Annotated in this window: 26 protein-coding genes; 13 read left to right on the forward strand and 13 right to left on the reverse strand. The window is 66.1% G+C overall.

All coding sequences use genetic code 11. From position 1 onward, the window contains the following. The first annotated feature begins 43 nt into the window (after positions 1-43). Together ACSQ3M_RS05660 and ACSQ3M_RS05665 are read left to right on the forward strand one after the other, a co-directional pair. On the forward strand, positions 44-673 hold the full coding sequence (locus ACSQ3M_RS05660) for a hypothetical protein (RefSeq protein ID WP_436149067.1): 630 nt from the start codon (positions 44-46) through the stop codon (positions 671-673). Positions 674-756: 83 nt separating this feature from the next. Next, positions 757-1,989 carry an acyl-CoA desaturase gene (locus ACSQ3M_RS05665; protein WP_436149068.1) on the forward strand — a complete coding sequence of 411 codons (1,233 nt, stop codon included), beginning with the start codon at positions 757-759 and terminating at the stop codon, positions 1,987-1,989. A 4-nt stretch (positions 1,990-1,993) separates the two neighbouring features. On the opposite strand, the gene ACSQ3M_RS05670 is transcribed toward ACSQ3M_RS05665, so the two are convergent. From ACSQ3M_RS05670 to ACSQ3M_RS05680, 3 genes are all read right to left on the reverse strand, one after another. Continuing rightward, complete coding sequence (locus ACSQ3M_RS05670; RefSeq protein ID WP_436149069.1) at positions 1,994-2,692, reverse strand: hypothetical protein; 699 nt, start codon at positions 2,690-2,692, stop codon at positions 1,994-1,996. After that, on the reverse strand, positions 2,679-3,773 hold the full coding sequence (locus ACSQ3M_RS05675) for an AI-2E family transporter (protein WP_436149070.1): 1,095 nt from the start codon (positions 3,771-3,773) through the stop codon (positions 2,679-2,681). The genes ACSQ3M_RS05670 and ACSQ3M_RS05675 overlap by 14 nt, the downstream gene beginning before the upstream one ends. A 74-nt stretch (positions 3,774-3,847) precedes the next feature. Then, a complete protein-coding gene (locus tag ACSQ3M_RS05680; RefSeq protein ID WP_436149071.1) occupies positions 3,848-4,378 on the reverse strand; it encodes a CDP-alcohol phosphatidyltransferase family protein in 531 nt (176 codons plus the stop codon). 183 nt (positions 4,379-4,561) lie between these two features. On the opposite strand from ACSQ3M_RS05680, the gene purM reads away from it, so the two are divergent. The 3 genes from purM (at position 4,562) to ACSQ3M_RS05695 (ending at position 7,828) form a co-directional block, all read left to right on the forward strand. After that, on the forward strand, positions 4,562-5,632 hold the full coding sequence (gene purM, locus ACSQ3M_RS05685; RefSeq protein WP_436149072.1) for a phosphoribosylformylglycinamidine cyclo-ligase: 1,071 nt from the start codon (positions 4,562-4,564) through the stop codon (positions 5,630-5,632). Further along, on the forward strand, positions 5,629-6,252 hold the full coding sequence (purN, locus tag ACSQ3M_RS05690) for a phosphoribosylglycinamide formyltransferase (protein WP_436149073.1): 624 nt from the start codon (positions 5,629-5,631) through the stop codon (positions 6,250-6,252). The genes purM and purN overlap by 4 nt, the downstream gene beginning before the upstream one ends. A gap of 127 nt (positions 6,253-6,379) precedes the next feature. Next, on the forward strand, positions 6,380-7,828 hold the full coding sequence (locus tag ACSQ3M_RS05695) for a hypothetical protein (protein WP_436149074.1): 1,449 nt from the start codon (positions 6,380-6,382) through the stop codon (positions 7,826-7,828). Between the two features lie 28 nt (positions 7,829-7,856). On the opposite strand, the gene ACSQ3M_RS05700 is transcribed toward ACSQ3M_RS05695, so the two are convergent. Beyond that, positions 7,857-8,603, reverse strand: coding sequence for a helix-turn-helix transcriptional regulator (locus tag ACSQ3M_RS05700; RefSeq protein ID WP_436149075.1), 747 nt, complete (start codon positions 8,601-8,603; stop codon positions 7,857-7,859). Between the two features lie 124 nt (positions 8,604-8,727). Between ACSQ3M_RS05700 and ACSQ3M_RS05705 the strand changes: the two genes are divergently transcribed. Beyond that, the gene (locus tag ACSQ3M_RS05705) at positions 8,728-9,444 is read left to right on the forward strand and encodes a glutathione S-transferase family protein (RefSeq protein WP_436149076.1); all 717 of its coding nucleotides are present in this window, start codon (positions 8,728-8,730) and stop codon (positions 9,442-9,444) included. Between the two features lie 12 nt (positions 9,445-9,456). Here the strand turns inward: ACSQ3M_RS05705 and ACSQ3M_RS05710 are convergent, their stop codons facing one another. Next, a complete protein-coding gene (locus ACSQ3M_RS05710) occupies positions 9,457-9,828 on the reverse strand; it encodes a hypothetical protein (protein ID WP_436149077.1) in 372 nt (123 codons plus the stop codon). A 112-nt stretch (positions 9,829-9,940) separates the two neighbouring features. Next, a complete protein-coding gene (locus ACSQ3M_RS05715; RefSeq protein WP_436149078.1) occupies positions 9,941-12,031 on the reverse strand; it encodes a molybdopterin-containing oxidoreductase family protein in 2,091 nt (696 codons plus the stop codon). Between the two features lie 226 nt (positions 12,032-12,257). Between ACSQ3M_RS05715 and ACSQ3M_RS05720 the strand changes: the two genes are divergently transcribed. Beyond that, positions 12,258-13,082, forward strand: coding sequence for a MipA/OmpV family protein (locus tag ACSQ3M_RS05720; protein ID WP_436149079.1), 825 nt, complete (start codon positions 12,258-12,260; stop codon positions 13,080-13,082). 76 nt (positions 13,083-13,158) lie between these two features. Here ACSQ3M_RS05720 and ndk read toward each other — a convergent pair whose 3' ends face one another. After that, positions 13,159-13,581, reverse strand: a complete 423-nt coding sequence (gene ndk, locus ACSQ3M_RS05725) for a nucleoside-diphosphate kinase (RefSeq protein WP_436149080.1) — start codon at positions 13,579-13,581, stop codon at positions 13,159-13,161. Between the two features lie 277 nt (positions 13,582-13,858). On the opposite strand from ndk, the gene ACSQ3M_RS05730 reads away from it, so the two are divergent. Next, positions 13,859-14,401: a GNAT family N-acetyltransferase gene (locus ACSQ3M_RS05730; RefSeq protein WP_436149081.1), complete on the forward strand. Its 543-nt coding sequence runs from the start codon at positions 13,859-13,861 to the stop codon at positions 14,399-14,401. 3 nt (positions 14,402-14,404) lie between these two features. On the opposite strand, the gene ACSQ3M_RS05735 is transcribed toward ACSQ3M_RS05730, so the two are convergent. Continuing rightward, positions 14,405-14,674 carry a sel1 repeat family protein gene (locus ACSQ3M_RS05735; RefSeq protein WP_436149082.1) on the reverse strand — a complete coding sequence of 90 codons (270 nt, stop codon included), beginning with the start codon at positions 14,672-14,674 and terminating at the stop codon, positions 14,405-14,407. A 360-nt stretch (positions 14,675-15,034) separates the two neighbouring features. Between ACSQ3M_RS05735 and ACSQ3M_RS05740 the strand changes: the two genes are divergently transcribed. Next, positions 15,035-15,409, forward strand: coding sequence for a DUF2147 domain-containing protein (locus ACSQ3M_RS05740; protein ID WP_436149083.1), 375 nt, complete (start codon positions 15,035-15,037; stop codon positions 15,407-15,409). Between the two features lie 134 nt (positions 15,410-15,543). On the opposite strand, the gene ACSQ3M_RS05745 is transcribed toward ACSQ3M_RS05740, so the two are convergent. From ACSQ3M_RS05745 to gatB, 4 genes are all read right to left on the reverse strand, one after another. Further along, positions 15,544-16,251, reverse strand: a complete 708-nt coding sequence (locus ACSQ3M_RS05745; protein ID WP_436149084.1) for a glutathione S-transferase N-terminal domain-containing protein — start codon at positions 16,249-16,251, stop codon at positions 15,544-15,546. 113 nt (positions 16,252-16,364) lie between these two features. Continuing rightward, positions 16,365-16,850 (reverse strand): GNAT family N-acetyltransferase, encoded by a 486-nt coding sequence (locus tag ACSQ3M_RS05750; protein WP_436149085.1) that lies wholly within the window; start codon positions 16,848-16,850, stop codon positions 16,365-16,367. Positions 16,851-16,883: 33 nt separating this feature from the next. Further along, positions 16,884-17,390, reverse strand: coding sequence for an N-acetyltransferase family protein (locus ACSQ3M_RS05755; protein WP_436149086.1), 507 nt, complete (start codon positions 17,388-17,390; stop codon positions 16,884-16,886). After that, on the reverse strand, positions 17,387-18,880 hold the full coding sequence (gene gatB, locus ACSQ3M_RS05760; RefSeq protein WP_436149087.1) for an Asp-tRNA(Asn)/Glu-tRNA(Gln) amidotransferase subunit GatB: 1,494 nt from the start codon (positions 18,878-18,880) through the stop codon (positions 17,387-17,389). Before gatB ends, ACSQ3M_RS05755 begins: the two co-directional genes overlap by 4 nt. Positions 18,881-19,131: 251 nt before the next feature. On the opposite strand from gatB, the gene ACSQ3M_RS05765 reads away from it, so the two are divergent. The 3 genes from ACSQ3M_RS05765 (at position 19,132) to ACSQ3M_RS05775 (ending at position 24,248) form a co-directional block, all read left to right on the forward strand. Then, positions 19,132-20,265, forward strand: a complete 1,134-nt coding sequence (locus tag ACSQ3M_RS05765) for an efflux RND transporter periplasmic adaptor subunit (RefSeq protein ID WP_436149088.1) — start codon at positions 19,132-19,134, stop codon at positions 20,263-20,265. A gap of 73 nt (positions 20,266-20,338) precedes the next feature. Then, the gene (locus ACSQ3M_RS05770; protein WP_436149089.1) at positions 20,339-23,524 is read left to right on the forward strand and encodes an efflux RND transporter permease subunit; all 3,186 of its coding nucleotides are present in this window, start codon (positions 20,339-20,341) and stop codon (positions 23,522-23,524) included. Between the two features lie 16 nt (positions 23,525-23,540). Further along, positions 23,541-24,248, forward strand: coding sequence for a glycine-rich domain-containing protein (locus ACSQ3M_RS05775; RefSeq protein ID WP_436149090.1), 708 nt, complete (start codon positions 23,541-23,543; stop codon positions 24,246-24,248). 8 nt (positions 24,249-24,256) lie between these two features. Here the strand turns inward: ACSQ3M_RS05775 and ACSQ3M_RS05780 are convergent, their stop codons facing one another. Continuing rightward, positions 24,257-24,847 (reverse strand): DUF2345 domain-containing protein, encoded by a 591-nt coding sequence (locus ACSQ3M_RS05780; protein ID WP_436149091.1) that lies wholly within the window; start codon positions 24,845-24,847, stop codon positions 24,257-24,259. Positions 24,848-24,989: 142 nt separating this feature from the next. On the opposite strand from ACSQ3M_RS05780, the gene ACSQ3M_RS05785 reads away from it, so the two are divergent. Beyond that, positions 24,990-26,447, forward strand: a complete 1,458-nt coding sequence (locus tag ACSQ3M_RS05785) for a cryptochrome/photolyase family protein (protein ID WP_436149092.1) — start codon at positions 24,990-24,992, stop codon at positions 26,445-26,447. Positions 26,448-26,453 lie beyond the last annotated feature (6 nt).

Below are 26,453 nucleotides of genomic sequence, written 5' to 3' on the forward strand. Positions count from 1 at the left end.
AATCACCGATTACATATTACAGGCACTCAAGCGGAGACCGGCTATGTCGAACGAAAACAAGCGCAGCTCGGCTCTTCCGACCGGTCTGGAGGGCTGGCCCCTTTTGGGCACGCTCGCCGCTATTCTGACGATCGCGACCCTCGCCGCCTTTGCCTCCGCCGGCGGCAGCGACGGCATCCGGATGGCAATCCGGTTGACGGCGCGGACCTCGCTCGCCCTCTTCCTGCTCGCCTTCACCGCGTCTGCCCTGTTTCGCGCCTGCCCAAACCCGTGGACGCGCTGGCAATTGCGCAACCGGCGACAGCTCGGCCTCGGCTTCGCCGTCTCGCATTTCCTGCACGCCATCGCCATCATCGCGCTCGCCGTCACCGATCCGAAGCTGTTCGCTGAACTTGGCGGGTCGAGCATGCTGCTCGCCGGCGGCAGCGCCTATCTCGTGATTTTGGCGATGGTGGCGACCTCCTTCGACCGGACGGCCGCTTTGATCGGCCGGGTCGCCTGGCGCCGGCTGCACCTCTTCGGCGCCTGGTACATCTGGCTGAGCTTCATGGTCAGCTTCGGCAAACGCGCCCAGATCGACATGGCGTACTGGCCATTCATCGGCGTGCTGCTCGGCGCCTTTGCGTTGCGCCTGATCGTCAACTTCCTGCCATTTCCTGTGCTGCGACGCTGACGGCGCTTGCGCCCGTCACGCCCCTGCTGTTTGGTCGGCATGTGAATCTCGCATGCCTTCAGACGCACTTTTAGAGAACGAACTTGTCAGAGCAGCTCCAGCACGCCGACGACCACGGCGATATCGTCTACCCTTCGGCCATTCCCTTCGTGCTGGCTCATCTCGCCTGCTTCGGGGCGCTCTGGAGCGGTGTCAGCGCGACTTCGCTCTGGCTCGCCTTCGGCCTGTACTGGCTGCGCATGTTCGCGGTGACCGGCGGCTACCACCGCTACTTCTCGCACCGGACCTACAAGACCAGCCGGATCGGCCAGTTCGTGCTCGCTTTCCTCGCCCAGTCGACGGCGCAGAAGAGCGTGATCTGGTGGGCCTCGAAGCATCGGCACCACCACCGCTTCGCCGACACCGAGCACGACGTGCATTCGCCGGTGCTGACCTCGTTCTTCTATTCACATGTCGGCTGGATCTTCAGTAACGGCCATGATCGCTGCGACACCTCGACCGTCACCGACCTGACCCGTTTCCCGGAGCTGCGCTTCCTGCATCGCTTCGAGCTGCTTCCGGCGGTGCTGCTCGCCATCGCCTGCTTCGCCATCGACGGCTGGACCGGGCTGTTCGTCGGCTTCTTCTGGTCGACGGTCGCGGTCCATCACGGCACCTTCTGCATCAACTCGCTGGCGCATGTGCATGGCGACAAGGACTATGTCACCGGCGATGAGAGCCGGAACAACTGGTGGCTGGCGATCATCACCATGGGCGAAGGCTGGCACAACAACCACCACGCCTACCAGTACAGCGTCCGCCAGGGTTTTCGCTGGTGGCAGTGGGACCCGACCTATTATCTCATCCTCGGCCTGTCGAAGCTGCGCCTGGTCTGGGATCTGAAGGCGCCGCCGCAGGCCGTCGTCGAGCGCTCGCAGGCACTGCCGCCGCGCGTGATCGAGCGCTCGGCCGAGCGGCTCGCCGCCTCCGTCCCGGTGGAGCGCATCGTCCAGTCCGTGCGCGACGCCTATGCCAACGTGCCCGGCCTGCCTGAGCTGCATCTGCCGACGCTGACGCTGCCCGAATTCCGCGAGGCACTCGTCGCGCTGCAGGCGCGGGCCACCGAGCAATTGCATGCGATGCAGACGCAGGCGCAGGACGCGATTGCGCAGTGGCACATGCCGACCCTGCCGAGCCGCGAGGAGCTGACCGAGAAGGCTGCAGCCATGTTCGTCAAGACACCGTCGCTCGATGCGATCGCGGCGCGGGCGCATGATCTTCTGATCGAGACGATCCATGCCCGCCTAACCGGTACGGCCAATACGGCGAAGGCCTGAGCGGTCACTCGTCCGGGAAAAGCGAGGCGACGACCTCGGTGGCCATGGCGCGGGTGACGCGCCGGCCACGCTCGAGCGAAAGCCGATCGAGCGCATCGACGAGATCGCGCGCCGCGGCGAACGAGCGCTCCATCCTGAGCGCCAGCGCCTCGATCGTGCCAGTATCGACGATAAGCTGACGGTCGACGAAGAGCTTGACCAGCAGCGCGCGCAGCAGCGCGTCATCGGGCGGTGCGATCTCTGCCTGCGGGGCCAGTCGCAGGCGCGAGAGCAGGTCCGGCACCTTCAGCCCCCATTGTCCCGGCTCGGTGCGCGCCGTCAGCAGCACGGTGGCGCCGCGTGCCTTGGTGGCGTTGAGCAGATGGAACAGCGCCGGCTCATCAAGCGGAGCGCGGTCGCAATCCTCGATCACCAAGGCGCCGCCGGAGGTCAGATGCGGCACCTTGGCCTCGTCGAGCTCTGCGGCGGACAGCGTCCAGGCATGGGCGCGCGCTGCCCAGATCGCAGCGAGATGGGTCTTGCCCGCCCCTTCCGGTCCGACCAGGCGCAACCAGGATGCCGGCCAGTTCGGCCAGCTCTCGATCAGGCCATAGGCCTGCTCGTTCGACGGGCCGATGAGGAAATCCTCGACGCCGTGCCGGCTGTCGACCGGCAGGTCGAAGGCGAGCTGGCGCGGCTTCACCGGCGGCTCAGGGCTCGACATGGGGCGCGGAAACTTGGCCGGAGTGACCGCGATAATACGGGCTGGCGAGGTATTGCCGCAGCACGAAGCGGGCCAGCACGCCGATGACCGCGGCCAGCGGAACGGCGAGCAGCAGGCCGACGAAGCCGAAGAGCGAGCCGAAGGCGAGCAGCGCGAACATCAGCCAGACCGGGTGCACGCCGATCGAGTCGCCGACGAGCTTGGGCTGCAGGATGTTGCCTTCGATGAACTGGCCGATGGCGAAGACGGCGAGCGTCAACAGCGGCATCGTCCAGTCCGGCCAGAACTGCACCGTCGCAACGCCGACCGAGAGTACGAGCCCAGTCAGCGAGCCGACATAGGGGATGAAGGAGAGAAAGCCGCTGATGATGCCGATCAGCGCGCCGAAATTGACGCCGACCAGCGATAGCCCGATCGCATAGAAAGTCCCGAGCAGCAGGCAGACCAGTGCCTGGCCGCGCAGGAAGCCGGCGATGGCTGTGTCCATCTCGTGCAGCAGGCCGCGGATCGTGTCGCGATGATCGAGCGGCAGCCAGCTGTCGACCGTCGCGACCATGCGGTCCCAGTCGGCGAGCAGGTAGAAGGCGATGACCGGGGTCAGCACCAAAAGCGAGAACACGCCGAGGATCGCGGTGCCGCCCGACCAGAGCGATCCCAGCAGCTTGCCGACCCAGTTCGTCGCCTCGCCGACGAGATTGCCGAGCGAGCTCTGGGCGTCCTGCGCGAGCTTGGCGCCGCCGAACCGTTCGATCAGCGGCGCGCCGCGCTCCATGATCAGCGCCTGCAGCTTGGCGGCATCGCTCGGCAAGCGCGCCACCAGGCCGGCGAGCTGCTGGCTGAGCAGCGGCGCCAGCAGCACCAGCCCGACGACGAAGACGAGCAGAAAGAGGCAGAGGATCGCGATCGTGGCAGTGAGCCGGCTGAGCCCCCAGCGCTCGAGCCGGTCGGCGAGCGGATCGAGCAGATAGGCCAGCGCCAGCGCCGCGATGAAGGGCAGGAGCACGTCCCTGAACAGCATCAGCCCAAGCACGAGGATGGCCAGGGCGAGCGCCCAGAAGAGCAGTTGACGCTGAAGACTCATGCACTCGCCTCTACGGGGCCGCCTCGCGGCGCCCTGATTATGGTGATCCGTCCCGGATCATCCAAGGTGCTGGATCAGCCTGCCATGTGCCGCAGCCAGAGGGCGAGGTAGGCGCCCATAGAGGCCAGCGTCAAGGTTGCGACGATGATCTGTGCCGCCGGCATCACGGCGCCGGCGTCGATGCCGAAGGATTTCGAGCCGAGCACCAACGCCGCGAAGACGAGCTGGGCGGCGGTGTTGAGCTTGCTGACGACGATCGGCGCGATCGTCACCGGCCTCGCCATCAGCCAGGACAGGATCACCGCGGTGACGATCATCAGATCGCGTGAGACGACGACGATCACCAGCCAGACCGGGATGATGCCGACGATGGCGAGCGTGATGTAGATCGAGACGATCAGGGCCTTGTCGGCGAGCGGGTCGAGATAGGCGCCGAGCTCGCTCCGCATGTCGAAGCGCTTGGCGATCAAACCGTCAATGGCGTCGGAAACGCCGGCCGCGACGAAGAGGAAGAAGGCCTCGTCCCAGCGGGCATTGACGATCATGACGATCACCAGCGGCACCAGGATCAGGCGGCCGATCGTGATCAGGTTCGGAAGCGTCATCGCGGGAAACCTGCCGACGGAATCGCAGCTCAGGGTAGAACATGGGCGGGAGAAGTGCGAAACGCTTTCGCGGAAGGGCTTGCCCGCGGCCCTGGCCTTGCCTATTCGCTCGCGCAGCATGAGCCGGATCCGATCAGGTCGAAGCGACGTGATCGGTAAAGCGGGCTCCAAGGAGCGAAGCCGATGACCAAACCGGGCGCCAACGGGCTGACCTATGCGCAGGCGGGCGTCGACATCGATGCCGGCAATGCCATGGTCGACGCGATCAAGCCGCTGGTGCGCTCGACGCGCCGGCCCGGCGCCGACGCCGAGATCGGTGGCTTCGGCGGGTTGTTCGACCTGAAGGCCGCCGGCTTCACCGACCCGATCCTGGTCGCGGCCAATGATGGCGTCGGCACCAAGGTCAAGATCGCGATCGAGAGCGGCCGGCATTCGACCATCGGCATCGACCTCGTCGCCATGTGCGTCAACGACCTCGTCGTGCAGGGCGCCGAGCCGCTGCTCTTCCTCGACTACTATGCCACCGGCAAGCTCGACCCGAAGGCCGGCGTCGAGATCGTCCGCGGCATCGCCGAGGGCTGCCGCCAGGCCGGCTGCGCCCTGATCGGCGGCGAGACCGCCGAAATGCCGGGCATGTATGCCGGCAACGACTACGATCTCGCCGGCTTTGCCGTCGGCGCGGCCGAGCGCGGTACGCTTCTACCGCGCGCCGATCTCGCCGTCGGCGACGTCGTGCTCGGCCTGCCTTCTTCGGGCGTGCATTCGAACGGCTACTCGCTGGTCCGCCGTATCGTCGCTCTGTCGGGCCTCGCCTGGGAGGCCCCCGCCCCGTTCGCATCGGACAAGACGCTGGCCGAGGCGCTGCTGGAGCCGACCCGGATCTATGTGAAGAGCCTGCTGCAGGCGCTGAAGGCGGCGCCCGGCATCAAGGCACTGGCGCACATCACCGGCGGCGGCTTCCCCGACAACATCCCGCGCGTCCTGCCCGATGAACTCGGCGTCGCGATCGATCTGCCGGCGATCGCCGTGCCGCCGGTGTTCGGCTGGCTCGCCAAGGTCGGCGGCGTCGCCGAGCGCGAGATGCTGCGCACCTTCAACTGCGGCATCGGCATGATCGTCGTCGCCGAAGCCGCGCAGGCGGAGGCCGTCATGGCGGCGCTGACCGAGGCCGGCGAAAAGCCGGTCCGGCTCGGCGAGGTCACGGCGCGCGGTGCCGACGAAGCCGTTATCTATCGCGGCAAGCTCGCCCTGTGAGCAAGGCGACGAGGCGGGCACGGACCGCGATCCTGATCTCCGGGCGCGGCTCCAACATGGTCGCGCTGATCGAAGCGGCCAAGGCCGCCGATTTCCCGGCCGAGATCGTGCTCGTCGCCGCCAACCTGCCGGATGCCGGCGGATTGGAGCGAGCTGCCGCCGCCGGTATCGCCACGGCCAGTGTTGACCACCGCCTCTTCGGCAAAGATCGCGAAGCCTTCGAGCGTGCGCTCGACGACGTGCTGCGAGCGGGCCAGGTCGAGCTCATCGCGCTCGCCGGCTTCATGCGGGTGCTGACGCCCTGGTTCGTGACGCGCTGGCAGGGCCGGCTGATCAATATCCACCCGTCCCTGCTGCCGGACTTCCGCGGCACGCACACCCATGCCCGGGCACTCGAGGCAGGCGTCGCCGAGCATGGCTGCACGGTTCACTTCGTCGTGCCCGAGCTCGATGCCGGGCCGACCATCCTGCAGGCGAAGGTGCCTGTCCTGCCCGGCGACGACGAGGCGAGCCTGTCAGCGCGGGTGCTGGAGCAGGAGCACAAGATCTATCCGGAGGGGCTCGCGCTTGTGGCGTCCGGGGCGGCCAGGCTGGAAGACGGGGCGGCCTTGAGCGCCTAGAGGCCCGTTACCGCCAGATTAATTTGAACTGAGCGGATAGACCCGACCTCATAGCTCCGCCGCTAACTATCCCGGCAAAGTCGCCTCGACAGCCGGCATGTAGCGATGCAATCACCGCAACCGAGCGTTGTATCGGGGGGCGGACTTGGCGATATCTCCTCGGATTTCAGGTGCAGTATCCTGGATATCATTCGCAATCAGCGCGTGCCTGCTGGCGTATACGCTGCGGGAGCCACTCTCCGACTATGCCAGCGCGGTGCTGGCGCAAGGATCGCCCCACGGTTCGTCCGCTGAGGACAACGCGAATGTGCGCAGCTGCGACGCGCTCGCCGGCGATCCGGATGATACAGAACGAGTTCACGCGGTCCCGGACATTGCGAGCACCATAGGCCGAGCATTTTCGCGCCGCGATGATCACGCCATCGTCGCTTGCCGGGCTGCCGTCGAGGAACGGCCGGACCTTCGCCGACTGCGTTATCAACTCGGCCGCGCCTATGATCGTGCACGGCGCCGTGAAGAGGCGCTCGCAGCCTATCGCCAAGCGGCCGATGCAGGTCATGTCACGGCCATGGTCAAGGCCGGCAAGTCGCTGAGGCTTGGGTTTGATGGCGTGGAGGACCGGCCGGAGGCTCGGCGTTGGTTCGAGAAGGGCGCACAGGCAGGCAATCCGGAGGCGATGTATTTCTTCGCCCTCATGCTCGACAGGAGCCAGGGAGGGCCACAAGACCTGCCGCAGGCGCGGCATTGGTACGAGCAGGCAGCGAAAGCCGGATATGCCTGGGCGATGTACGACTTCGCCCGGATGCTGGAGGGTGGGCTCGGCGGCCCTTCGAGCTTGCCGGATGCACGGCACTGGTATGACGCCGCAGCGAAGGCCGGCAACGACGACGCCATGTATCATTCGGCGCGGCTGCTCGAAAGCGGGCTGGGCGGGCCGCAGAGCGAAGTGGAAGCCCGGCGCTGGCTCGAAAAGGCCGCCCAAGAGGGCGAACGAAGCGTGATGCTTCAGTTCGACCGCATCAAGAGCCCGGACATGCCCCGCGACCTGCCAAGTGCCCGGCGCTGGATCGCCGAGCTCTTCAAGGATACCGCTCCCGAGGCCATGAACAACTTTGCCATCATGCTGGCACAGGGGCGCGGCGGGCCGCAGGACCGACCTCAAGCCCGGCTCTGGCTCGAGCGAAGTGCTCAAGCCGGCCATTCGGGCGCGATGAACAATCTCGCCGACATGCTGCGCATGGGCGCGGGCGGGCCGGAGGATCTGCCGCAGGCGCGACGCTGGTACGAGGCGGGAGCACGGGCCGGCGAGATAAGGGCGATGAGCAACTTCGGCGCCATGCTGGAGGGCGGCCTGGGCGGCCAGCAGGACCTGCCGGAAGCGCGGCGCTGGTTCGAGAAGGCCGCACAAGGCGGCGAGAGGACCGCGATGTATAATCTCGGCATCTTGCTGGAGAAGGGCCAAGGTGGCGCACAAGACCTGGCGCAAGCCCGGCGTTGGTATGAGCAGGCCGCACAGGCCGGCCTTGCACCCGCCGCGGAAAGCCTGCGCGCACTGGACGAACGGAAAGCGCCGTAAAGCCCCGCTTCGACGCGTGGCTGTCCGACTACGCCACCGCTGTCGGCTCGCCTCGGAGATTCGGCTGCTCCATTGCCCGCCTCGCCGCGGCCTCCTGCTCTTCCTTCTGCCAGCGCCGGAACAGGTCGGCGCGGCGGGCCGGGTAGCGCTCCTCGCGAGCGGTGAGCTCGGCGATGCGGTCCGTGCGGAAATGGCGGAAGGCCTGCCTGAGCTCGCACCAGGCAATGACGACGCGGACCCGGTCGAAGAAGGTCATGCCGATCGGCCAGATCATCCGCTGCGATTGCGCGCCAGCCTCGTCGCGATAGCTGATGTCGAGCTTGCGGCCATTGCGGATGGCGGCACGGATCGCCGCGGCATCGACCTGGTCGACGATCGCGGAATCCTTGCAATAGGCCGGCGCGAACAAGGCGCCGTCGAGCAGGATCGGGCGTAAGTGCGGCGGCAGCACCGCCGCGACCTTGGCGACCACGTCCTCGGCGGCACGCGCCAGCGTCGGGTCGGCGCGCTCGGACAGCCAGCGCATGCCGATCAGCACGGCTTCGATCTCGTCGGGCGAGAACATCAGCGGTGGCAGATCGAAGCCGGCGTCGAGGACATAGCCGATGCCGGCCTCGCCGCGCACGGGAACGCCCTGGCGCAGCAGGGCGGCAATGTCGCGATAGACGGTGCGGACCGAGACATCGAGCTCGGAGGCAAGCGTCTCGGCGGTGACGGGTCGACGCCTGCGGCGCAGCCCCTGGATCAGATCGAGCAAGCGTTCAGCGCGCTGCATGGCGAGGTTCCGCTTAGAGAGAGATGGCGTAAGGTGATCTTGCTCTACTCGCCCTGACATCAAATGTCAGGAGTGTGGCAGCAGCGCATGCTGCATACCGAAACGCATTGGCCGGGGAAGACAAATGCTGGAGCTTCACGTGTTCGGGCCCGCCTTCGGTCAACCGGACCCCAGCCCGTTCTGCATGAAGGGCATCATCCTGATGGAGATGTCCGGCCTGCCCTACCGGCGGGTTCGCGGCAATCTGCAGAAGGCGCCGAAAGGCAAGTTCCCGGTGCTGCGCGACGGCGACAAGATCGTCCCCGACACGACCTTCATCCGCGTGCATCTGGAACAGGCGCACGGGATCGACTTCGACAAGGGCCTCTCCGCCGAGCAGCGCGGTACCGCCTGGGCCGTCGAGAAGATGCTCGAGGACCACATGTACTGGATGGTGGTGCAGGAGCGCTGGGCTAATCCCGCCAATTTCGACCGTGGGCCGCGGCGCTTCTTCGACGCCGTGCCGGCGCCCTTGCGGCCGCTGGTCGTCGCCATGATCAAGCGCCAGGTCCGCCGCAGCCTGCATGGCCACGGCATGGGCCGGCACAGCGACGCGGAGCGGCTCGCGCTGGCAAAGCGGGCGCTGGAGGCGCTCGCCGGCATTCTCGGCGGAAACCCTTATCTCACCGGCCCTGATCCGAGCGGCGCCGATGCGACACTCGGTGCCTTCATGATCGCCGGGCTGTGCGAGGTCTTCGACTCGCCCCTGCGTGACGCGCTGCAGGACCACGCCAACCTGGTCGCCTATGCCGGCCGGATGCGCGAGCGCTACTTCAACGCCGATGCAGCGAGCGCGGCATGAGCCGCGCTGTGCTCAAGGCCGCTTCAGCTTGCAGCGGTCGATGAAGTCGTAGCCCTTCTCGCGGGCCGAGTCGTTGAAATAGCCGGTGTCGCGGAAGGCCTGGAGCTCATCCTTGGTCATGGCGTTGACCGTGCCCTTCGCGTAGCAGCTGCACGGGGTGTGCACCGCCTCGCGCGTCGTGCTCATCAGCCGCGACTGGGTGACCAGGCAGGCATCGAAGGCGCGCAGCTGGATCATGTAAGGCGTCAGGTTCTTCGCCGTCGGATCCGGCGCCGGCAGCGCGCTCGTGCTGCCGGCGGCCATTGCCGCACCGGCAGACATCAACAAGGACAATCCCGCGGCCCAGACGACCGCCCCAACCCGCCGCTTCATCATCGCTTGCATTGTCCGTTTCCGCGGCTGAGCCCGGGAGACTCCCGAATCCCCACTCGACAGGCTGTGCCGTCGCGCGGCGCGGATCGTCCACAGCACCAGCGAAAAAGCAATGACGCAAAGGTCACACCGCCTTGCGAATCCAGACCTTGTTGTCGTGGAAGGCGGCGCCGCCATAGGGCGCCGGTGAATCCGCGCCGGTGATGGTGTTGATGCCTCGGCCGCCGCGATGAGCGCCGTTCGGCCAGATCGACTCGGCGATAACGACGCCGCGCACCAACCCGTCGAACAAGACCGCGTCGAGCTCGACCGTGCCGCGCTGGTTGCCGACGGTGACATGATCGCCAGCCGCGATACCGAGCGCGCCCGCATCGTCCGGGTGCAGCATCAGCGTCGGCGTGCCCTCCTTCTTCCTGGCAGTCGGCGTTTCGGTGAAGCTCGAGTTCAGGAAGTTGCGAGCCGGGCTGGTGGCGAGCCGGAACGGATGCTCCTCATCCGCCTGCTCGATCACGCCCCAATGATCGGGCAGCGAGGGCAGCGTCTCGTGCGGGCCGACGAGGCCGGCATTGCTGTTCGGGACGTTGGTCCAGTCCGGCTTGAATCGGAACTTGCCGTCGCGCCAGCCGAAGCCGTTCAGATAATGTGCCGTCTCGAAATCCGGCTGCACGTCGATGAAATCATTGGCGACCAGCTCCTCGAGCGTGCCGCGGCCAGTCTCCTGCAAGGTCCAATCGACGATCTCGCGCGGCGTCATCGTAAAGCCGCGATGCTCGGCGCCGAGACGTTGAGACAGAGCGCAGATAACCTCATGGTTCGAGCGGCATTCGCCCGGCGGATCGACGAGCTTGCCGCCCCACATGATGTGCTGGTGGCCGCCGCCCTGATAGAGGTCGTCATGCTCCATGAACTGCGTTGCCGGCAGCACGATGTCGGCCATCAGCGCGGTCTCGGTCATGAACTGCTCGTGCACGACGGTGAAGAGGTCATCGCGGGCAAAGCCGCGCTTCACCAGCTCCTGCTCGGGGGCAACTGTGACCGGATTGGTGTTCTGGATAAACAGCGCCCTGACCTGTCCGCCCTGGCGCAGCGCCTCGGCATCGCCGGTCAGCACACGGCCGATCTGCGACTGGTCGAGCTGGCGCACAGTGCGGTCGACCTTGTCGAGCCCCTCGATCAGGCCCTTGCGCCATTTGTAGATGCCGCTGTTCGAGTGGAAGGCGCCGCCGCCCTCGTACTGCCAGGCGCCGGTCACGGTCGGGATGCAGGAGGCGGCGTGGATGTTGACCGCGCCGTTGCGCTGACGGGCGAAGCCATAGCCGAGTCGGAAGAAGCTCTTCTTGCGCGTCCCGACAAGCGTGGCGAACTCTTCGATCTCGGCGACTGAGAGGCCGGTGATCGCCGCCGCCCATTCCGGCGTGCGGGTGGCAAGATGCGCTTCGAGCTCGTCGGGTGCATCGGCGAAGCGAGCGAGATAGTCGCGATCGGCGTGGCCGTCGCGGAAAAGCACATGCATCACGGCGCAGGCGAGCGCACCATCCGTGCCGGGCTTGAGCACAAGTGCAAGATCGGCCTGGTCGAGCGTGGCGTTGCGGTAGATGTCGATCGCGACGATCTTGGCTCCGCGCTCCTTCCGCGCCTTGATGGCGTGGTGCATGACGTTGACTTGGGTGTGCACAGCATTGGTGCCCCAGATCACGACGCAGTCCGACTTCGCCATCTCGCGCGGGTCCGGCCCGGCGAGCCTGCCGGTACCGGCGATGAAGCCGGTCCAGGCGGTGGTGGTGCAGATTGTCGAGAACTGGCCGGAATAGCGCTTGGCATGGCGCAGGCGATTGATGCCGTCGCGCATCACCAACCCCATGGTGCCGGCGTAGTAATAGGGCCAGACCGCCTCGCTGCCGTGCTCGGCCTCGATCGCCAGGAAACGCTCGGCGATCTCACCGAGCGCCTCGCCCCAGGAGATGCGCTCGAAGGCGCCGGAGCCCTTCGGCCCGACCCGCCGCAGAGGATGGAGCAGCCGGTCCGGATGATGGATGCGCTCGGCGTAGCGGGCGACCTTCGCGCAGATCACGCCGTCGGTGTAGCTCTGGCGCTTGTTGCCGCGGACGCGGCCGATCGTCTTGCCGTCGATAACCTCGACCTCGAGCGAACAGGCCGAGGGGCAGTCATGCGGGCAGACCGAGGGCAGGCGTGCGATGCGAGGAAGCTCTGTCATGCCCCCTTCCTAGAACAGGTCCAGTGTCTGCGGAAGCGGGGCGGTTGCATTGCCAGCCTGCAACCGGGCAAGGTGCCAGTCTCCGGCGGCTGGGGATTCGGCCGGGCCATCAGCCATACGAGCAGCGTTGTCGCAGGCAGGCGCTCGTCAACTCCGGGTTAAGACTAATGATTCAAGTTGCACATATCCGAGTAGTCCAAGGCGCTCAGGCGCCGGAGTTCTGACGATGCGTTGCGTTGCGTTCCTTGCCGGCCTTGCGGCCGCCTGTCTTTCCTTGGCGCTGAGCGCCCCGGCGAAGGCACAATCCTCGCAGTACAGCCAGTACACATCGCCTGAGCCGGTGCAGAACTGGCACCTGACGCTCGGCGCCGGCCTGCGCTACCAGCCCGATTATAGCGGTTCGAACGACTACGTCTTCCGGCCGCGGCCGGTGATCTCGCTGGGCCGCGGCACCAAGAGCACCTGGTGGACCTCCGAGGATGATGCGATCAGCATCGGCTTCTTCTCGGGCCAGGCCTGGCGCGTCGGCTTCTCCGGCAACCTGCTCTGGGAGCGCAAGGCCGACACCAATGTTGCCCTGCGCGCCATGGGCGTGCCGGACACCAAGTTCGGCGCCGAGGCCGGCGCCTTCATCGAGTTCTACCCGACCTCCTGGCTGCGCACCCGCGTCGACCTGCGCCGCGGCATCGTCGCGCATGATGCGATGGTAGCCGAGGCCAAGGTCGACGTTTTCCAGCGCATCGGCGCCTGGTCGCTCGGCGTCGGCCCGCGCATGACGATCGTCGGCGCCGACTATGTCCGCACCTATTTCGGCGGCGTCACCGCCGGCAATGGCGGCCTCCTGCAGCGTTACAATGCCGGCGTCCATTCGGTCGGCGCGATTGCGCAGGCGACCTATCACTGGTCCGACAAGCTGCAGACCACCGCCTATGTCGAGTACAAGCGCCTGATGGGCGACGCCGCCAAGGCACCGATCGTCAAGGCTTTCGGCGACCGCGACTCCGTAACCTTCGGCATCTCGGCGAGCTACGCCTTCGACCTGGGGTTCTGAGACGCCTCATTGGCGAAACAAAAAAGGGCGGGTCCATCGGACCCGCCCTTCTCGTTTCAGGGGACTGAAAGCCGGCTCAGCCGACGATCTCGTTGCCCGCGAAGAACTGCGCGATCTCGATCGCCGCGGTCTCTGGCGCATCCGAGCCATGCACGGTGTTCTCGCCGACCGACTGAGCGAAGAGCTTGCGGACGGTGCCGTCGGCGGCATTGGCCGGGTTGGTCGCGCCCATGACCTCACGGTACTTGGCGATCGCGTCCTCGCCCTCGAGGACCTGCACGACGACCGGGCCGGAGGTCATGAACTCGACGAGCTCGCCGAAGAAGGGCCGAGCGCTGTGAACGGCGTAGAAGGTCTGCGCCTGCGCCGTGGTCATCTGAATGCGCTTCTGCGCGACGATCCGCAGGCCGGCCTTCTCGATGACCGCGTTGACCGCGCCGGTGAGATTGCGCTTCGTCGCATCGGGCTTGAGAATGGAGAAGGTACGCTGGACAGCCATCGTTATTATCCTTGCGGGAAAATCAGGGAATGCGGCGCGCTTATAGCGGCGCCCTCCCCGTGCCACAAGGCTGCGACGGCCTTGTCGGCGCACGATCTACCGTTATGATCAGCGACATGATCGCCGCAACCGCCCTCGTAATCCTGATGTCGACGCACCTGGAAGGGTGTGCGGGATCGGCATTGCGCTAAGCGCGCCGCGATCATCCCCACAAACCCTGCCATGGCGAGCAGGGTTCGGTGGAATTCGGCTCTCACGGTTGTCTCGGAGAGCAGACATGCCCCTTGGAAGAACCAATCAAGCCAATGAAGCGGAACAGCCGCCCGGCTCCAGCCGGCTGCTGATCCGGGCTGCGCACAGCGATGATCTGGACGCGCTGACAGCGCTGGTCAATCTGCCGGGCTTTCGCGCCGGGACCTTGCGCCTGCCCTATCAACGGGCCGAAGTGACGCGGCGTTGGCTGGAGAATCCGGATACTGAAGGGCTCAACATCGTCGCGCTGCGCGATGGCGAGCTAATCGGCCAGGCCGGATTCGAACGTTATCGCGGCCGGCGGGCACATGTCGCCTATATCGGCATCGGCGTGCATGACGATCATCACGGTACCGGCGTCGGCACGGCGCTGCTCGGCGAACTTGTCGATGCTGCCGACAACTGGTTCGGCCTGAAGCGGCTCGAATTGACGGTCTATGCCGACAATGCGGCGGCGATCGCGCTCTACCGCAAGTTCGGCTTCGAACCCGAAGGGCTCCTGCGCGCCTTCGCTTTCCGCGCCGGCGCTTACGTCGATGCGCTGACGATGGCGCGGCTGCGTGCCTGAAGCTCAGTGCCGGGTCAGGAACCTACGCGCCTCGCGTAAGGCCTCGGCGACCTCGTCGCGATTCATCTCCAGTGCCAGCTCGCTGCGATGCGTTGCGGCGCGGGCGCAGCCCTTGGCGAAGGCGACGTTGAACCAGGTCTGCGCGGCGACGAAATCGACCGGGCCGGAGCGGCCGGACGCATGCATCAGGCCAAGCTCGTAATAGGCGTCGGCGGATGCTTCCATCGGGATCGCCAGCGAGGCCGGGATCGCGCTCATTTCCATGCGTGCCATGACAAATACCCCTGTTTTCCTTCGATGCCGGCCCGTTTGGAGGCCGCGGCTTGTGAGGAGAGGTTCGTTCCGGCCGGTAAAAGACTCCGCTAAAATTTGCGATGAATCGAAGCTCAACGAGTCGCAAACGAGCGGTTAAAGCAAGATTCGATTCAGGTTCGCGCGTCGAATTTTTCAATGATTACAATGGGCTCCAAATTCGGCCCCGGCGGAGGCGTCAACTTCGGATTCACCTTGCCCCAAGGTCATCGCGGTTGCCGAGGTCATGTGAGAAGGCATCTTGAAGCCGGCGCGGGCTCAGATATAGTTTACATCTGAACCATATGGCGACGGAGATCGCCGCAACCGAGGAGGAACGCCATGGCCATTCGCCTGACTATGACTGCCGCCGGCCTGCTGCTCGCTTTCGCCATCCCCGCTTCAGCCCAGGACGTCACCGGCACCTGGCTGCGCGATACCGGCGCGTCCAAGGTGCGCTTCACCAAATGCGGCGAGGCGGTATGCGGCACGATCTCCTGGCTCAAGGACGCCAGCGGACCGGCCAAGCTCGGCCAGCGCATCTTCTACGATATGAAGCCGGCGGCCGGTGGCAAATGGAACGGCAGCGCCTTCAACCCCGAGGACGGCAAGACCTATTCGGGCACGATGTCGCTCTCGGGCGACACCCTGACCACCGCCGGCTGTGTGCTCGGCGGGCTGATCTGCCGTTCTGTGAAGTGGTCGCGGTCGAACTGATCGCACCGCGCTCCCCGCGTCATGGTCGGGCTTGTCCCGACCACCCACGTCTTTGCCTCGACGACGAAATTCGGTGTTCAAGACGTGGATGCTCGCCACAAGGGCGAGCATGACGGCAGTGCCCAGTCGGCGCTTCAGCGCGCCTTCTGGCCGAACAGAACAGCCTTTTCCTCCGGCGTCGAGATTCCGGCCGGGTTGCGCAGTTCCTCGGCGACCTTGAGCCCGCGCTGGACTGCGGGCCGCGCCAGAACGGTGTCGAGCCAGCGGCCGACATTCGGGAACTGCGTGATGTCCTGGCCCTGGCGCTCCCAGCCCCGGGCCCAGCCGACGCAGGCCATGTCGGCGATCGAATAGTCGTCGCAGATGTAGTCGCGGCCCTCGAGGCGCCTGTTCAGCACGCCGTAGAGGCGGTTCGCCTCGTTGGTGTAGCGATCGATCGCATAGGGCACCTTCTCCGGCGCATAGATGCGGAAGTGGTGGGTCTGGCCGAGCATCGGGCCGAATCCGCCCATCTGCCAGAACAGCCATTCGTCGACCGCGACACGGCCGCGCTCGGCGGCCGGATAGAACTTCCCGGTCTTGCGGCCGAGATATTGCAGGATCGCGCCGGATTCGAAAACCGAGATCGGCTTGCCGTCCGGCCCATCGGGATCGACGATCGCCGGCATGCGGTTGTTCGGCGAGATCGCCAGGAACTCCGGCTTGAACTGCTCGCCTTTGCCGATGTTCACCGGGATGATGGTGTAGGGCAGCCCGGCTTCCTCGAGCATGATGGTGATCTTCCAGCCGTTCGGTGTCGGCCAGTAATGGAGATCGATCGGCTTGCCCTGCACTGCTGACATGTCCCAGTCCTCGCGGGTTATTACGGGTCGACGGGACATCTAGGTCTCGACCGGCGCTCCTGTAAGAACCGCGCCCGCGCGCTCCACGCGGACGCGGCATGCAGGCTGCGCCGTCACAGCTCCAGCTTGAAGCCCTCATGGCTCTGGTCGAAGCCGAGACGCCGGTAGAAGCGGTGCGCCGCCTCGCGCGACTTGTTCGAGGTGAGTTCGACCAGGCCCGCTCCGCTCTGGCGGGCGAACTCGACCGCGTGAGCGACCATCGCCTCGCCGATGCGGCGGCCGCGCAAAGCCGGATCGACATGGACGCTTTCGAGCTTGGCGCGCTTGCGACCGCGATTGATCAAGCCGGGGATCACCGTGACCTGGAGAGTGCCGACCACCTCGCCGTCGAGTTCGGCGACGAAGAGCGTGTTGTACGGGCTGGCTGCGACCTCGTCGAAGGCATCGAGATAGAATGGATGGCTCGCCTCCGTGGCGATTTCCTCGCCGCTGCGCGATTGCTCGGCCGCGCCCTGCATGATCAGGGTGGCGATCCGCGCGGTATCCTCACGGCGCGCCTCGCGCATGGTGACGCCGGCAAGCGCAGCAGTCTCAGTCATCGTCGTCTCCGTCGGGGAATTCGCCAGGCGGCCTCAGATCGTCACCAGACGCTTGGCCATGATCAGCGTGTTGGGCGTGTCCTCGCGCCCGTCGAAGCGGGCCTGGCGCTGCAGGAAGAAGCCCATTCGCTCGTAGAAGGCGATGGCGAGCTCGTTCTGGCTCTCGACCTCCAGCCGCGCCACCGGCGCCTCGGGAAAACAGGCGAGCGCGACCTGCAGGAGCGTGCGTCCGATGCCCGCGCCCTGCCGGGCCGGCGAGACATAGAGCCGCGTCAGCATCGCGGCCCGGTCCGGCTCCCGCCGCGCCGAAGCTGTGCCGACGATCTCCTCGCCCAGCAGCGCGATCAGGAAGATGCCGCTGTCGCGGCCGAGCTGGGCGGAGAGCGCATCGAGCGAGTGCCAGGCATTGGTGATCTCGGCGACACGTTGCCAGCCATAGATGCCGTCATAGGTGGCGTGCCAGGTCTCGACCAAAAGTCCACGCACGGCCGGCAGATCGGCCGCAGTCGCGTCGCGGATGATGAGACCGGGTTGCGTCACTCGATGCCGAGCTTCTTCTTCAGGATCTCGTTCAGGGCCTGCGGATTGGCCTTGCCGCCCGAGGCCTTCATCGCCTGGCCGACGAACCAGCCGAGCATGGTCGGCTTCGCCTTGACCTGCTCGACCTTGTCCGGATTGGCCGCGATGATCTCGTCGACCGCCTTCTCGATCGCGCCGGTGTCGGTGACCTGCTTCATGCCGCGGGTCTCGACGATCTCACGCGGATCCAAAGGGCCGCTTCCTGCTTCGGTCCAAAGGATCTCGAACAGGTCCTTGCCGATCTTGCCGGAGATCACGCCTTCGCCGATCAGGTCGACGAGGCCGCCAAGCTGCGCTGCCGAGACCGGCGAGGCCACGACGTCCTTGCTCTCCTTGTTGAGGCGGCCGAACAGCTCGTTGATCACCCAGTTGGCGGCGGCCTTGCCGTCGCGTCCCTTTGCAACCGCCTCGAAATAGTCAGCCTGCTCGCGCTCGGCGACGAGCACCGAGGCGTCGTAGGGCGAGAGGCCATACTGGGTGATGAAGCGGTCCTTCTTGGCGTCCGGCAGCTCGGGCAGCTGCGCCTTCAGCTCGGCGATGAAGGCATCGTCGAATTCGAGCGGCAGCAAATCGGGATCCGGGAAGTAGCGATAGTCGTGCGCCTCCTCCTTGGAACGCAGCGAACGGGTCTCGCCCTTGCCGGGATCGTAGAGCCGCGTCTCCTGGTCGATCGTGCCGCCATCCTCGATGATGCCGATCTGGCGGCGGGCCTCGACCTCGATCGCCTGGCCGATGAAGCGGATCGAGTTGACGTTCTTGATCTCGCAGCGCGTGCCGAGCGGCGCGCCGACCTTGCGGACGGAGACGTTGACGTCGGCGCGCAGGTTGCCCTTCTCCATGTCGCCGTCGCAGGAGCCGATATAGCGCAGGATAGTGCGCAGCTTGGAGACATAGGCCTTGGCCTCGTCGGCCGAGCGCAGATCGGGCCTGGAGACGATCTCCATCAGCGCGACGCCCGAGCGGTTGAGGTCGACGAAGCTCATGGTCGGGTGCTGGTCGTGCATCGACTTGCCCGCGTCCTGCTCGAGATGCAGGCGCTCGATGCCGACGCTGATCTGCTCGGTCGGCGAGAGATCGACCGCGATCTCGCCCTCACCGACAATCGGATGCTTGAACTGGCTGATCTGGTAGCCCTGCGGCAGGTCGGGATAGAAGTAATTCTTGCGGTCGAAGACCGAGCGCTTGTTGATCGCGGCATTGAGGCCGAGTCCGGTGCGGACCGCCTGGCGCACACATTCCTCGTTGATCACCGGCAGCATGCCCGGCATCGCCGCGTCGACCAGGCTGACATGGGCGTTCGGCTCGCCGCCGAAGGCGGTCGAGGAGCCGGAGAACAGCTTGGCGTTCGAGGTGACCTGAGCATGGATCTCGAGACCGATCACGATCTCCCAGTCGCCGGTCGCGCCCTTGATCAGCTTCTTCGGGTCGGCGGGGCGGACATGCGCATTCATGAGACGACTTCCACGAGGTGTTGCTACTGACGCAGGCGCGCGCGTCCCTCAGGTAGAGCTTCGGCCCGCCGCCATCAAGCATCCGTTGCTCGGCTTTGCGGCTCCCGAAAGCGGCAATGACCGGTGGCAGATGAAAATAACGCCAAAATTGTCGAGTGAAGAAACTTGACAATCGTCAGTCCGATGGGGTTGTTGCGCAATCGGCCGGAAACCGTGAAGGTTGCGCCGCGCCCGCATTTTCGGAGTTTCACATGATCCGCCGCTCCAGCCGGGCCCTCGCCGCCCTGGCGGTCCTGCTTCCGGCCCTGTCCGCCGGGGCGCTCGCTCAAGGCGCACCGCCGGCTCCGCCGGTCACGGTCGCCACTCCGCTCGCCAAGCGCGTCACCAACTGGGACGAGTTCACCGGCCGGTTCGAGGCCAGCGAACAGGTCGAGGTCCGGGCTCGCGTCTCCGGCTTCCTCGATTCGGTCCATTTCCGCGACGGCGATCTGGTCAAGACCGGCGACCTGCTGTTCACCATCGACCAGCGGCCCTACAAGCTCGCCGTCGACGCCTCCAGGGCCGAAGTCGCGCGCGCCAAGGCCCAGGTCGACCTCTCGCAGAACGAGGTCGAGCGCGCTGAGGCGCTGACGCAGAACCGCACGATCACCGCCCGCGACATCGACCAGCGCCGCGCCAACCTCAACGGCGCTATCGCCGGCCAGCAGGCGGCCGAAGCCAACCTGAAGACGGCCGAGCTCAATCTCGAATGGACGCAGGTGCGCGCTCCGCTCGCCGGCCGCGTCTCGAATAAGCGCGTCGACCAGGGCAACCTGATCGCCGGCGGCCAGTCGGGCGCAACGCTGCTGACGACGATCGTGGCGGTCGATCCGATCAAGTTCGTCTTCGACACCTCCGAGGCCGACTATCTTCGCTATGCGAAGTCGCAGGATTTGCGGAAGCCCGGCACGCCGGTGCGCGTGCGGCTTTCGAGCGAAACCAAATGGGACCGGGAAGGCAAGATCGACTTCGTCGACAACGCGCTGAACGCGCGTTCGGCGACGATCCGCACCCGCGCTGTCTTCCCAAATGCCGACGGGCAGCTGACGCCGGGAACCTTCGGGCGCCTGCGGCTCTTCGCCGGCGAGGGCGACGCCTTGCTGGTGCCTGACGCCGTCATCGTCTCCGACCAGGCCAACAAGATCGTGCTGACCGTCGGCGCGGACAACAAGGTCGTGCCGAAGCCGGTTCAGCTCGGCGCGATCAGCGACGGACTGCGCGTCATCACCAAGGGTCTCACCGCGAGCGACAAGGTGATCGTCAACGGCATCGCCAATCCAATGGTGCGTCCGGGCGTCGCGGTGACGCCGCAGCCGACCGAGATCAAGGCCGCCGCCGCCAACTGACGGCCTCGACAGGCCGCGCCAAGCGTGGACGGTATTTTCCGTCCGCCCTGCCCTCTTTGGCCAGGACCAAAGCATGTTCCGCTTCGCCCATTTCTTCATCGACCGGCCGATCTTCGCGACCGTGCTCTCGGTGCTGCTGACGATCGCCGGCGCCATCACCCTGCGCACGCTGCCGATCGCAGAATATCCCGAGATCGCGCCGCCGACCGTAACGATCACTGCCAACTATCCCGGCGCCTCGGCGGAGGTCGTCGCCTCGACGGTCGCCGCGCCCATCGAGCAGGAGGTCAACGGCGTCGACGACATGCTCTACATCTCGTCGCAGTCGACCGGCGACGGGCGCGTGACGATCAATGTCGTCTTCAAGGCCGGCACCGACGTCGACCAGGCCCAGGTTCTCGTTCAGAACCGCGTTTCGGCCGCCGAGCCGCGCCTGCCGCAGGAAGTGCGCACGCTCGGCCTGCAGGTCCGCAAGGCCTCGCCAGACTTCCTGATGGTCATCCACATGCTGTCGCCCGACGGCTCGCGTGACCAGCAATACGTCTCGAACTACACCACCCTCAACGTCAAGGACGTACTGACCCGCGTCGAGGGCGTCGGCGACGTCCAGGTCTTTGGCGCACGCGACTATGCGATGCGCGTCTGGCTCGATCCGGCCAAGGTCGCGGCGCGCAACCTGACCGCGGGCGACGTCGTCGCCGCGATCCGTGCCGCCAACATCCAGGTCGCGGCCGGCGCTATCAACCAGCCACCGGCAACCTCGGACGGCGCCTTCCAGCTCTCGGTCAACACGCTCGGGCGCCTGACCAGCATCGACGAGTTCTACAACATCGTCGTACGCGCCGATGCCGTTGGCGGCACGATCCGTGTTCGCGACATCGCCCGCGTCGAGCTCGGCGCGCAGGACTACCTCTCCAACTCCTATCTCGACAACAAGGAAGCCGTCGCGATCGGCGTCTTCCAGCGCCCGGGTACGAACGCGCTGGCGGCTTCGGAAGCCCTCATCAAGACGATGCAGGACCTGTCGAAGAGCTTCCCGGCCGGCGTCGAGCACACCATCGTCTACAACCCGACGGAGTTCATCAGGGAATCCGTTTCGGCCGTGGTCACGACGCTGCTCGAGGCGATCGCGCTCGTCGTGATCGTCGTGATCCTGTTCCTGCAAACCTGGCGCGCTGCGATCATCCCGATCATCGCGATCCCGGTTTCGCTGGTCGGCACCTTCCTGGTGATGAGCGCCGTCGGAATCTCCTTCAACACGATCTCGCTGCTGGCGCTCGTGCTGGCGATCGGCATCGTCGTCGACGACGCGATCGTCGTCGTCGAGAACGTCGAACGCTACCTTGCGCAAGGGATGAGCGCGGTCGACGCGGCGCATAAGACCATGGACGAGGTCGGCGGCGCCCTGCTCGCAATCGCGCTCGTGCTCTGCGCCGTGTTCATCCCGACCGCCTTCATCACCGGCCTGCAAGGCACGTTCTACCAGCAGTTCGCGGTGACGATCGCAGCCTCGACGGCGATCTCGTGCTTTGTCTCGCTGACCCTGTCGCCGGCCCTGGCGGCGATCCTGTTGAAGCCGCACAGCCACGAGGAGCCGAAGGGGTTCCTCGCGGCCCTCAGCGCGCCGCTGCGCTGGTTCTTCAAGTACTTCAACAAGGGCTTCGACTGGCTCTCGCGCGCCTATGGCGCGTTGACCTCGCGCCTGATCCGCTTCGGCGTCGTGATGCTGCTGATCTATGCCGCGTTGATCGCGGTCGCCGGCAACCGCTTGGCTGCGATTCCGACCGGGCTGGTGCCACAGCTCGACCGCGGCTACTTCATCGCCGTCTTCCAGTTGCCGCCCGGCTCCTCATTGCCGCGGACCGATGCGGTCATCCGCAAGGCAACCGATGTGCTGCTGTCGCGGCCGGGCGTCGCCCATGCCGTCGCCTTCGCCGGCCTCGACGGCGCGACGTTCACGTTGGCGCCCAATGCCGGCGTCGCCTTCGTCACCCTCACCGACTTCAAGGAACGGGCCAAGGCCGGCCTGACCACGCAGGGCATCCTCAACGACCTGCGCACCCAGCTGTTCTCGATCGGCGAGGCTTTCGCGCTGATCATCGAGCCGCCGGCGGTTCCCGGCATCGGCAATGGCGGCGGTCTCAAGGGCTATGTCCAGGATCGCGGTGGCAAGGGCCTGGCAGCGCTGGAAGGCGCGACCTGGGCCGTGGCTGGAACCGCCGGGCAGTCTCCCGGCATCCAGCAGCCCTTCACCCTGTTCTCGACCAGGACGCCGCAGATCTACGCCGATATCGACCGCACCAAGGCCGAGATGCTCGGCGTCCCGGTGACGCGCGTGTTCGAGACATTGTCGGTTTATATGGGCTCCGCCTATGTCAACGACTTCAACATCCTCGGCCGCACCTTCCGCGTGACGGCGCAGGCCGACAATCCCCAGCGGCTCGACATCCGCGACGTCGCCGATCTGAAGACGCGCAATGCCGATGGCGAGATGGTGCCGATCGGCTCGGTCGCGACCTTCTCCGACACGACCGGTGCCTATCGCGTGCCGCGCTACAATCTCTATCCGGCGGCTGAGGTGCAAATGTCGATGGCGCGCGGCTACTCGACCGGCCAGGGCATCGCGGCGGTGGAGAAGATCGCAGCCCAGGTGCTGCCGGCCGGCTTTGGCTTCGAATGGACTGAGATCGCGCTGCAGGAGAAGCTCGCCGGCAACACCGCGATCATCGCCTTCGGCCTCGCAGTGGTGTTCGTCTTCCTGCTGTTGGCGGCGCTGTACGAGAGCTGGACCTTGCCGCTCGCCGTCATCCTGATCGTGCCGATGTGTATCCTCGCGGCGATGGTCGGCGTCGGCTACATGGACTTCGACCGCAACGTGCTGGTCGATATCGGCCTCGTCGTGCTCGTCGGCCTCGCAGCAAAGAACGCGATCCTGATCGTCGAGTTCGCCAGACAGGCCGAAGACGAGGGCATGAGCCGGCGCGATGCCGCGATCGCGGCGGCCAAGACCCGGTTGCGGCCGATCCTGATGACCTCGCTCGCCTTCATCCTGGGCGTGTTGCCGCTGACCATCTCGATCGGCGCCGGCGCGGAGATGCGCCAGGTGCTCGGCGTCGCAGTGTTCTCGGGCATGATCGGCGTCACCGCCTTCGGCCTGCTGTTCACCCCGGTGTTCTACGTCGTGGTGCGCTGGCTCGCCTCGCTCGGCAGCAAGAAGAAGGCGGCCGAGCCTAAACAGACCGCACCGCAAGCGCACTGACGCGAGCATCGATATCATGACGCCCCCCGCCATCATCATTAGCGTGGTGGTGGGGGTCGTCCTCCTGATCGTCGCGGGCAAGACCTACGCTTCATATCGGCGACTGCGCAGGGCCGAGTTCATCCGCCGTTATGCGTGGCCGCGCGGGTTGCTCGACAAGCTCGCGACTCACCACCGGAGCTTCACGCGCAAGGAAACCGCACTGGTTTCCGAGGGCCTCAGGCAGTTCTTCCTGGCCTATCTCAACTCCGGACGGCGCGACGTCGCGATGCCGTCGCAGGTCGCTGACGACCTCTGGCACGAGTTCATCCTCTACACCCGCGATTACGGTCGGTTCTGCGACGGAGCCTTCGGGCGCTTCCTGCATCACACGCCAGCTGTCGCCTTGCGCGAGGGCGCGCCACGCGACAATTCTGCGCTACGCCGCGTCTGGTGGCAGTGCTGCCAGGACGAGAACATCGACCCACGCCAGCCGAGCAGGCTTCCCCTGCTCTTCGCGCTCGACACCAAGCTCAAGATCGCCAACGGCTTCGTCTACGCCCCGGATTGCGAGGCACTGCGGCGAAACGGCGATCGCGGCACGCAATGTGGCGGCGACTTCTCGAGCTCCTCCTTCGACGGCAGCACCAGCGGATTTGGAGACAGCAGCAGTTCTTCCGACGCTGGTAGCTCTGACGGTGGCGGGGGCGATGGCGGTGGTTGCGGCGGAGGCGGAGGCGACTGAGCCGCGGCTCAGTTCTGCTTGATCTTCGAACCCTTGATCACGACGTCCGAGCTCGCGGTAGCGTTGATCTTGCCGCTCGCCCGGATCGTCACATCCTTGCCCTTGAGATCAACCGAGCCGTCCTTCTTCAGGTTGAGCTCCGCCGACCCCGCATCGAGCAGGATGCTGTCGGCAGCTTTCATCACGAGCGCCTTGCCGCTGGCGATCTCGAAATCCTTGCTGCTGTCGAGATCGATGCTGACCGCCGCCGCGACCTCGAAAGCGCGGGTCGCCAGGCTGATCTCGCGATTGGCGTTCATGCTGAGAGCGGTGCCTGCAACGAGGGCGATGCCGGTGCCAGCCGTCGTTCGCATGCCGGCGCCGACATTGACGACATAGGCCGAGCCCACCGCCGTCCGGAAATTGCTTCCGACCGTCAGGGCCAGCTCGGCGCCGACACTGATCGTGCAGGTGCCACCGACGGTGATCGACAGCCCGGCCGGGGCCGTGATCGCGACCGTACCGCCACGGCCGACATTGACCGCCTGCAGCAAGGCTGCAAGCTGCGCTTCGAGCGCGGCGATGCGCCGGTTTAAGGCCTCTACTTCCGGCGTCGCCATGAGCCCATCCCCCTTCTGTTGCGCGCAGCCGACACAATCTATCACGACCGCGGCGGCTCGCGGCGCCACTATCCCTTTGCGCCATGCAACCAATCCGACTCCAACGGCGTATCAGAGCATCGCATCGAGAAGGCCTCATCGAGTGACCGAACGCCCTGCCCTGCTCTGGTTCCGCGACGATCTGCGCCTGTCCGACAATCCAGCCCTGAGAGCGGCGATCGAACACGGCCCGCTGATCTGCCTCTACATCTTCGACACGTCGGCAGGGCGCCGGCCGATCGGCGCCGCCGCCCGCTGGTGGTTGTCACGCTCGTTGACCGTGTTGTCTGACGCCATCACGGCGAAGGGCGGCGAATCGCTGATCCTGCGTGGCGATCCAGCCGAGCTGCTGCCACGCATCGTGCAAGAAGCCGATATCGGCTTCGTCGCCTGGAATCGCCGTTACGAGGGCGCCGCGATCGCGCTCGACAAAGAACTCAAGGCCACGCTCAGCGAGGCGGGAGTCGCGGTCGAGAGCTTCAACGCCAATCTGCTCAACGAACCCTGGCAGGTCACAACGAAGGCCGACGGACCGTTCAAGGTGTTCACGCCCTATTGGCGCGCCGCGCGCGAACGCGGCGAGCCGTCGGCGCCGCTTCCGACGCCAGGCAAGCTGAGCAAGGCGAAGCTGCCGGCAGCGCTTCGCAAGCAGATGCTAACGGTCGCGGACCTTGCCCTCGAGCCGAGCGCACCCGACTGGGCTGGCGGATTGCGCGACGCCTGGACGCCGGGCGAGGACGGGGCGCATGATCGGCTAAGCAGCTTCCTCGACGACGCGATCGCGGACTACCGCAACGGCCGAGACCGACCGGACAGGTCCTCGACCTCGCGGCTGTCGCCTCATCTGCGCTTCGGCGAGATCAGCCCGCGTCAGATCTGGCATGCGACCAAGGCGGCGCTGGAGACGGGTAATACGCGGGGCTCGGCCGCCGACGCCGAAAAATTCTTCAGTGAGATTGGCTGGCGCGAGTTTTCCTATCACTTGCTGTTCCACAATCCGGGCCTCGCGACAGCCAACTTCAATCGCCGCTTCGACGCGATGTCGTGGGAGAAGGATGAGGCCGCGCTGACGGCCTGGCAGAAGGGGCAGACCGGCTATCCGATCGTCGATGCCGGCATGCGCCAACTCTGGCAGACCGGCTGGATGCACAACCGCGTCCGGATGATCACGGCTTCCTTCCTGATCAAGCACCTGCTGACCGATTGGCGCGTCGGCGAGGCCTGGTTCTGGGACACACTGGTCGACGCCGATCCGGCGAATAATCCAGCGAGCTGGCAATGGGTCGCCGGTTCCGGCGCCGATGCAGCACCCTATTTCCGCGTCTTCAACCCGGTGACCCAAGGCGAGAAATTCGACCCCAATGGAGTTTACGTCCGGCGCTTCGTTCCGGAGCTGGCAGCGCTCGACCACAAGTTCATCCATCGCCCATGGGAGGCGACGGCAAGCGCGTTGAAACAGGCCGGGATCGTCCTCGACCGGGACTATCCAAAACCGATCATCGCGCTCGACTTCGGTCGCCGGCGGGCGCTCGATGCCTTCTCCGCCCTTCGTTCGGAATAGCCGGTC

Origin of the sequence: Allobosea sp. LjRoot90 (assembly GCF_964254315.1) — a bacterium.
Lineage (GTDB): Bacteria > Pseudomonadota > Alphaproteobacteria > Rhizobiales > Beijerinckiaceae > Allobosea.

Excerpts from the sequence above, each read along its gene's own strand:
- ACSQ3M_RS05775 (WP_436149090.1), top strand. The coding sequence starts at position 23,541 with ATGACGCCCCCCGCCATCATCATTAGCGTGGTGGTGGGGGTCGTCCTC.
- ACSQ3M_RS05735 (WP_436149082.1), bottom strand. The coding sequence starts at position 14,674 with ATGGCACGCATGGAAATGAGCGCGATCCCGGCCTCGCTGGCGATCCCG.
- ACSQ3M_RS05660 (WP_436149067.1), top strand. The coding sequence starts at position 44 with ATGTCGAACGAAAACAAGCGCAGCTCGGCTCTTCCGACCGGTCTGGAG.
- ACSQ3M_RS05730 (WP_436149081.1), top strand. The coding sequence starts at position 13,859 with ATGCCCCTTGGAAGAACCAATCAAGCCAATGAAGCGGAACAGCCGCCC.
- ACSQ3M_RS05770 (WP_436149089.1), top strand. The coding sequence starts at position 20,339 with ATGTTCCGCTTCGCCCATTTCTTCATCGACCGGCCGATCTTCGCGACC.
- ACSQ3M_RS05715 (WP_436149078.1), bottom strand. The coding sequence starts at position 12,031 with ATGACAGAGCTTCCTCGCATCGCACGCCTGCCCTCGGTCTGCCCGCAT.
- ACSQ3M_RS05675 (WP_436149070.1), bottom strand. The coding sequence starts at position 3,773 with ATGAGTCTTCAGCGTCAACTGCTCTTCTGGGCGCTCGCCCTGGCCATC.
- ndk (WP_436149080.1), bottom strand. The coding sequence starts at position 13,581 with ATGGCTGTCCAGCGTACCTTCTCCATTCTCAAGCCCGATGCGACGAAG.
- ACSQ3M_RS05710 (WP_436149077.1), bottom strand. The coding sequence starts at position 9,828 with ATGCAAGCGATGATGAAGCGGCGGGTTGGGGCGGTCGTCTGGGCCGCG.
- ACSQ3M_RS05670 (WP_436149069.1), bottom strand. The coding sequence starts at position 2,692 with ATGTCGAGCCCTGAGCCGCCGGTGAAGCCGCGCCAGCTCGCCTTCGAC.
- ACSQ3M_RS05780 (WP_436149091.1), bottom strand. The coding sequence starts at position 24,847 with ATGGCGACGCCGGAAGTAGAGGCCTTAAACCGGCGCATCGCCGCGCTC.
- ACSQ3M_RS05740 (WP_436149083.1), top strand. The coding sequence starts at position 15,035 with ATGGCCATTCGCCTGACTATGACTGCCGCCGGCCTGCTGCTCGCTTTC.
- ACSQ3M_RS05705 (WP_436149076.1), top strand. The coding sequence starts at position 8,728 with ATGCTGGAGCTTCACGTGTTCGGGCCCGCCTTCGGTCAACCGGACCCC.
- ACSQ3M_RS05765 (WP_436149088.1), top strand. The coding sequence starts at position 19,132 with ATGATCCGCCGCTCCAGCCGGGCCCTCGCCGCCCTGGCGGTCCTGCTT.
- gatB (WP_436149087.1), bottom strand. The coding sequence starts at position 18,880 with ATGAATGCGCATGTCCGCCCCGCCGACCCGAAGAAGCTGATCAAGGGC.
- ACSQ3M_RS05720 (WP_436149079.1), top strand. The coding sequence starts at position 12,258 with ATGCGTTGCGTTGCGTTCCTTGCCGGCCTTGCGGCCGCCTGTCTTTCC.
- ACSQ3M_RS05700 (WP_436149075.1), bottom strand. The coding sequence starts at position 8,603 with ATGCAGCGCGCTGAACGCTTGCTCGATCTGATCCAGGGGCTGCGCCGC.
- ACSQ3M_RS05750 (WP_436149085.1), bottom strand. The coding sequence starts at position 16,850 with ATGACTGAGACTGCTGCGCTTGCCGGCGTCACCATGCGCGAGGCGCGC.
- ACSQ3M_RS05745 (WP_436149084.1), bottom strand. The coding sequence starts at position 16,251 with ATGTCAGCAGTGCAGGGCAAGCCGATCGATCTCCATTACTGGCCGACA.
- purM (WP_436149072.1), top strand. The coding sequence starts at position 4,562 with ATGACCAAACCGGGCGCCAACGGGCTGACCTATGCGCAGGCGGGCGTC.
- ACSQ3M_RS05680 (WP_436149071.1), bottom strand. The coding sequence starts at position 4,378 with ATGACGCTTCCGAACCTGATCACGATCGGCCGCCTGATCCTGGTGCCG.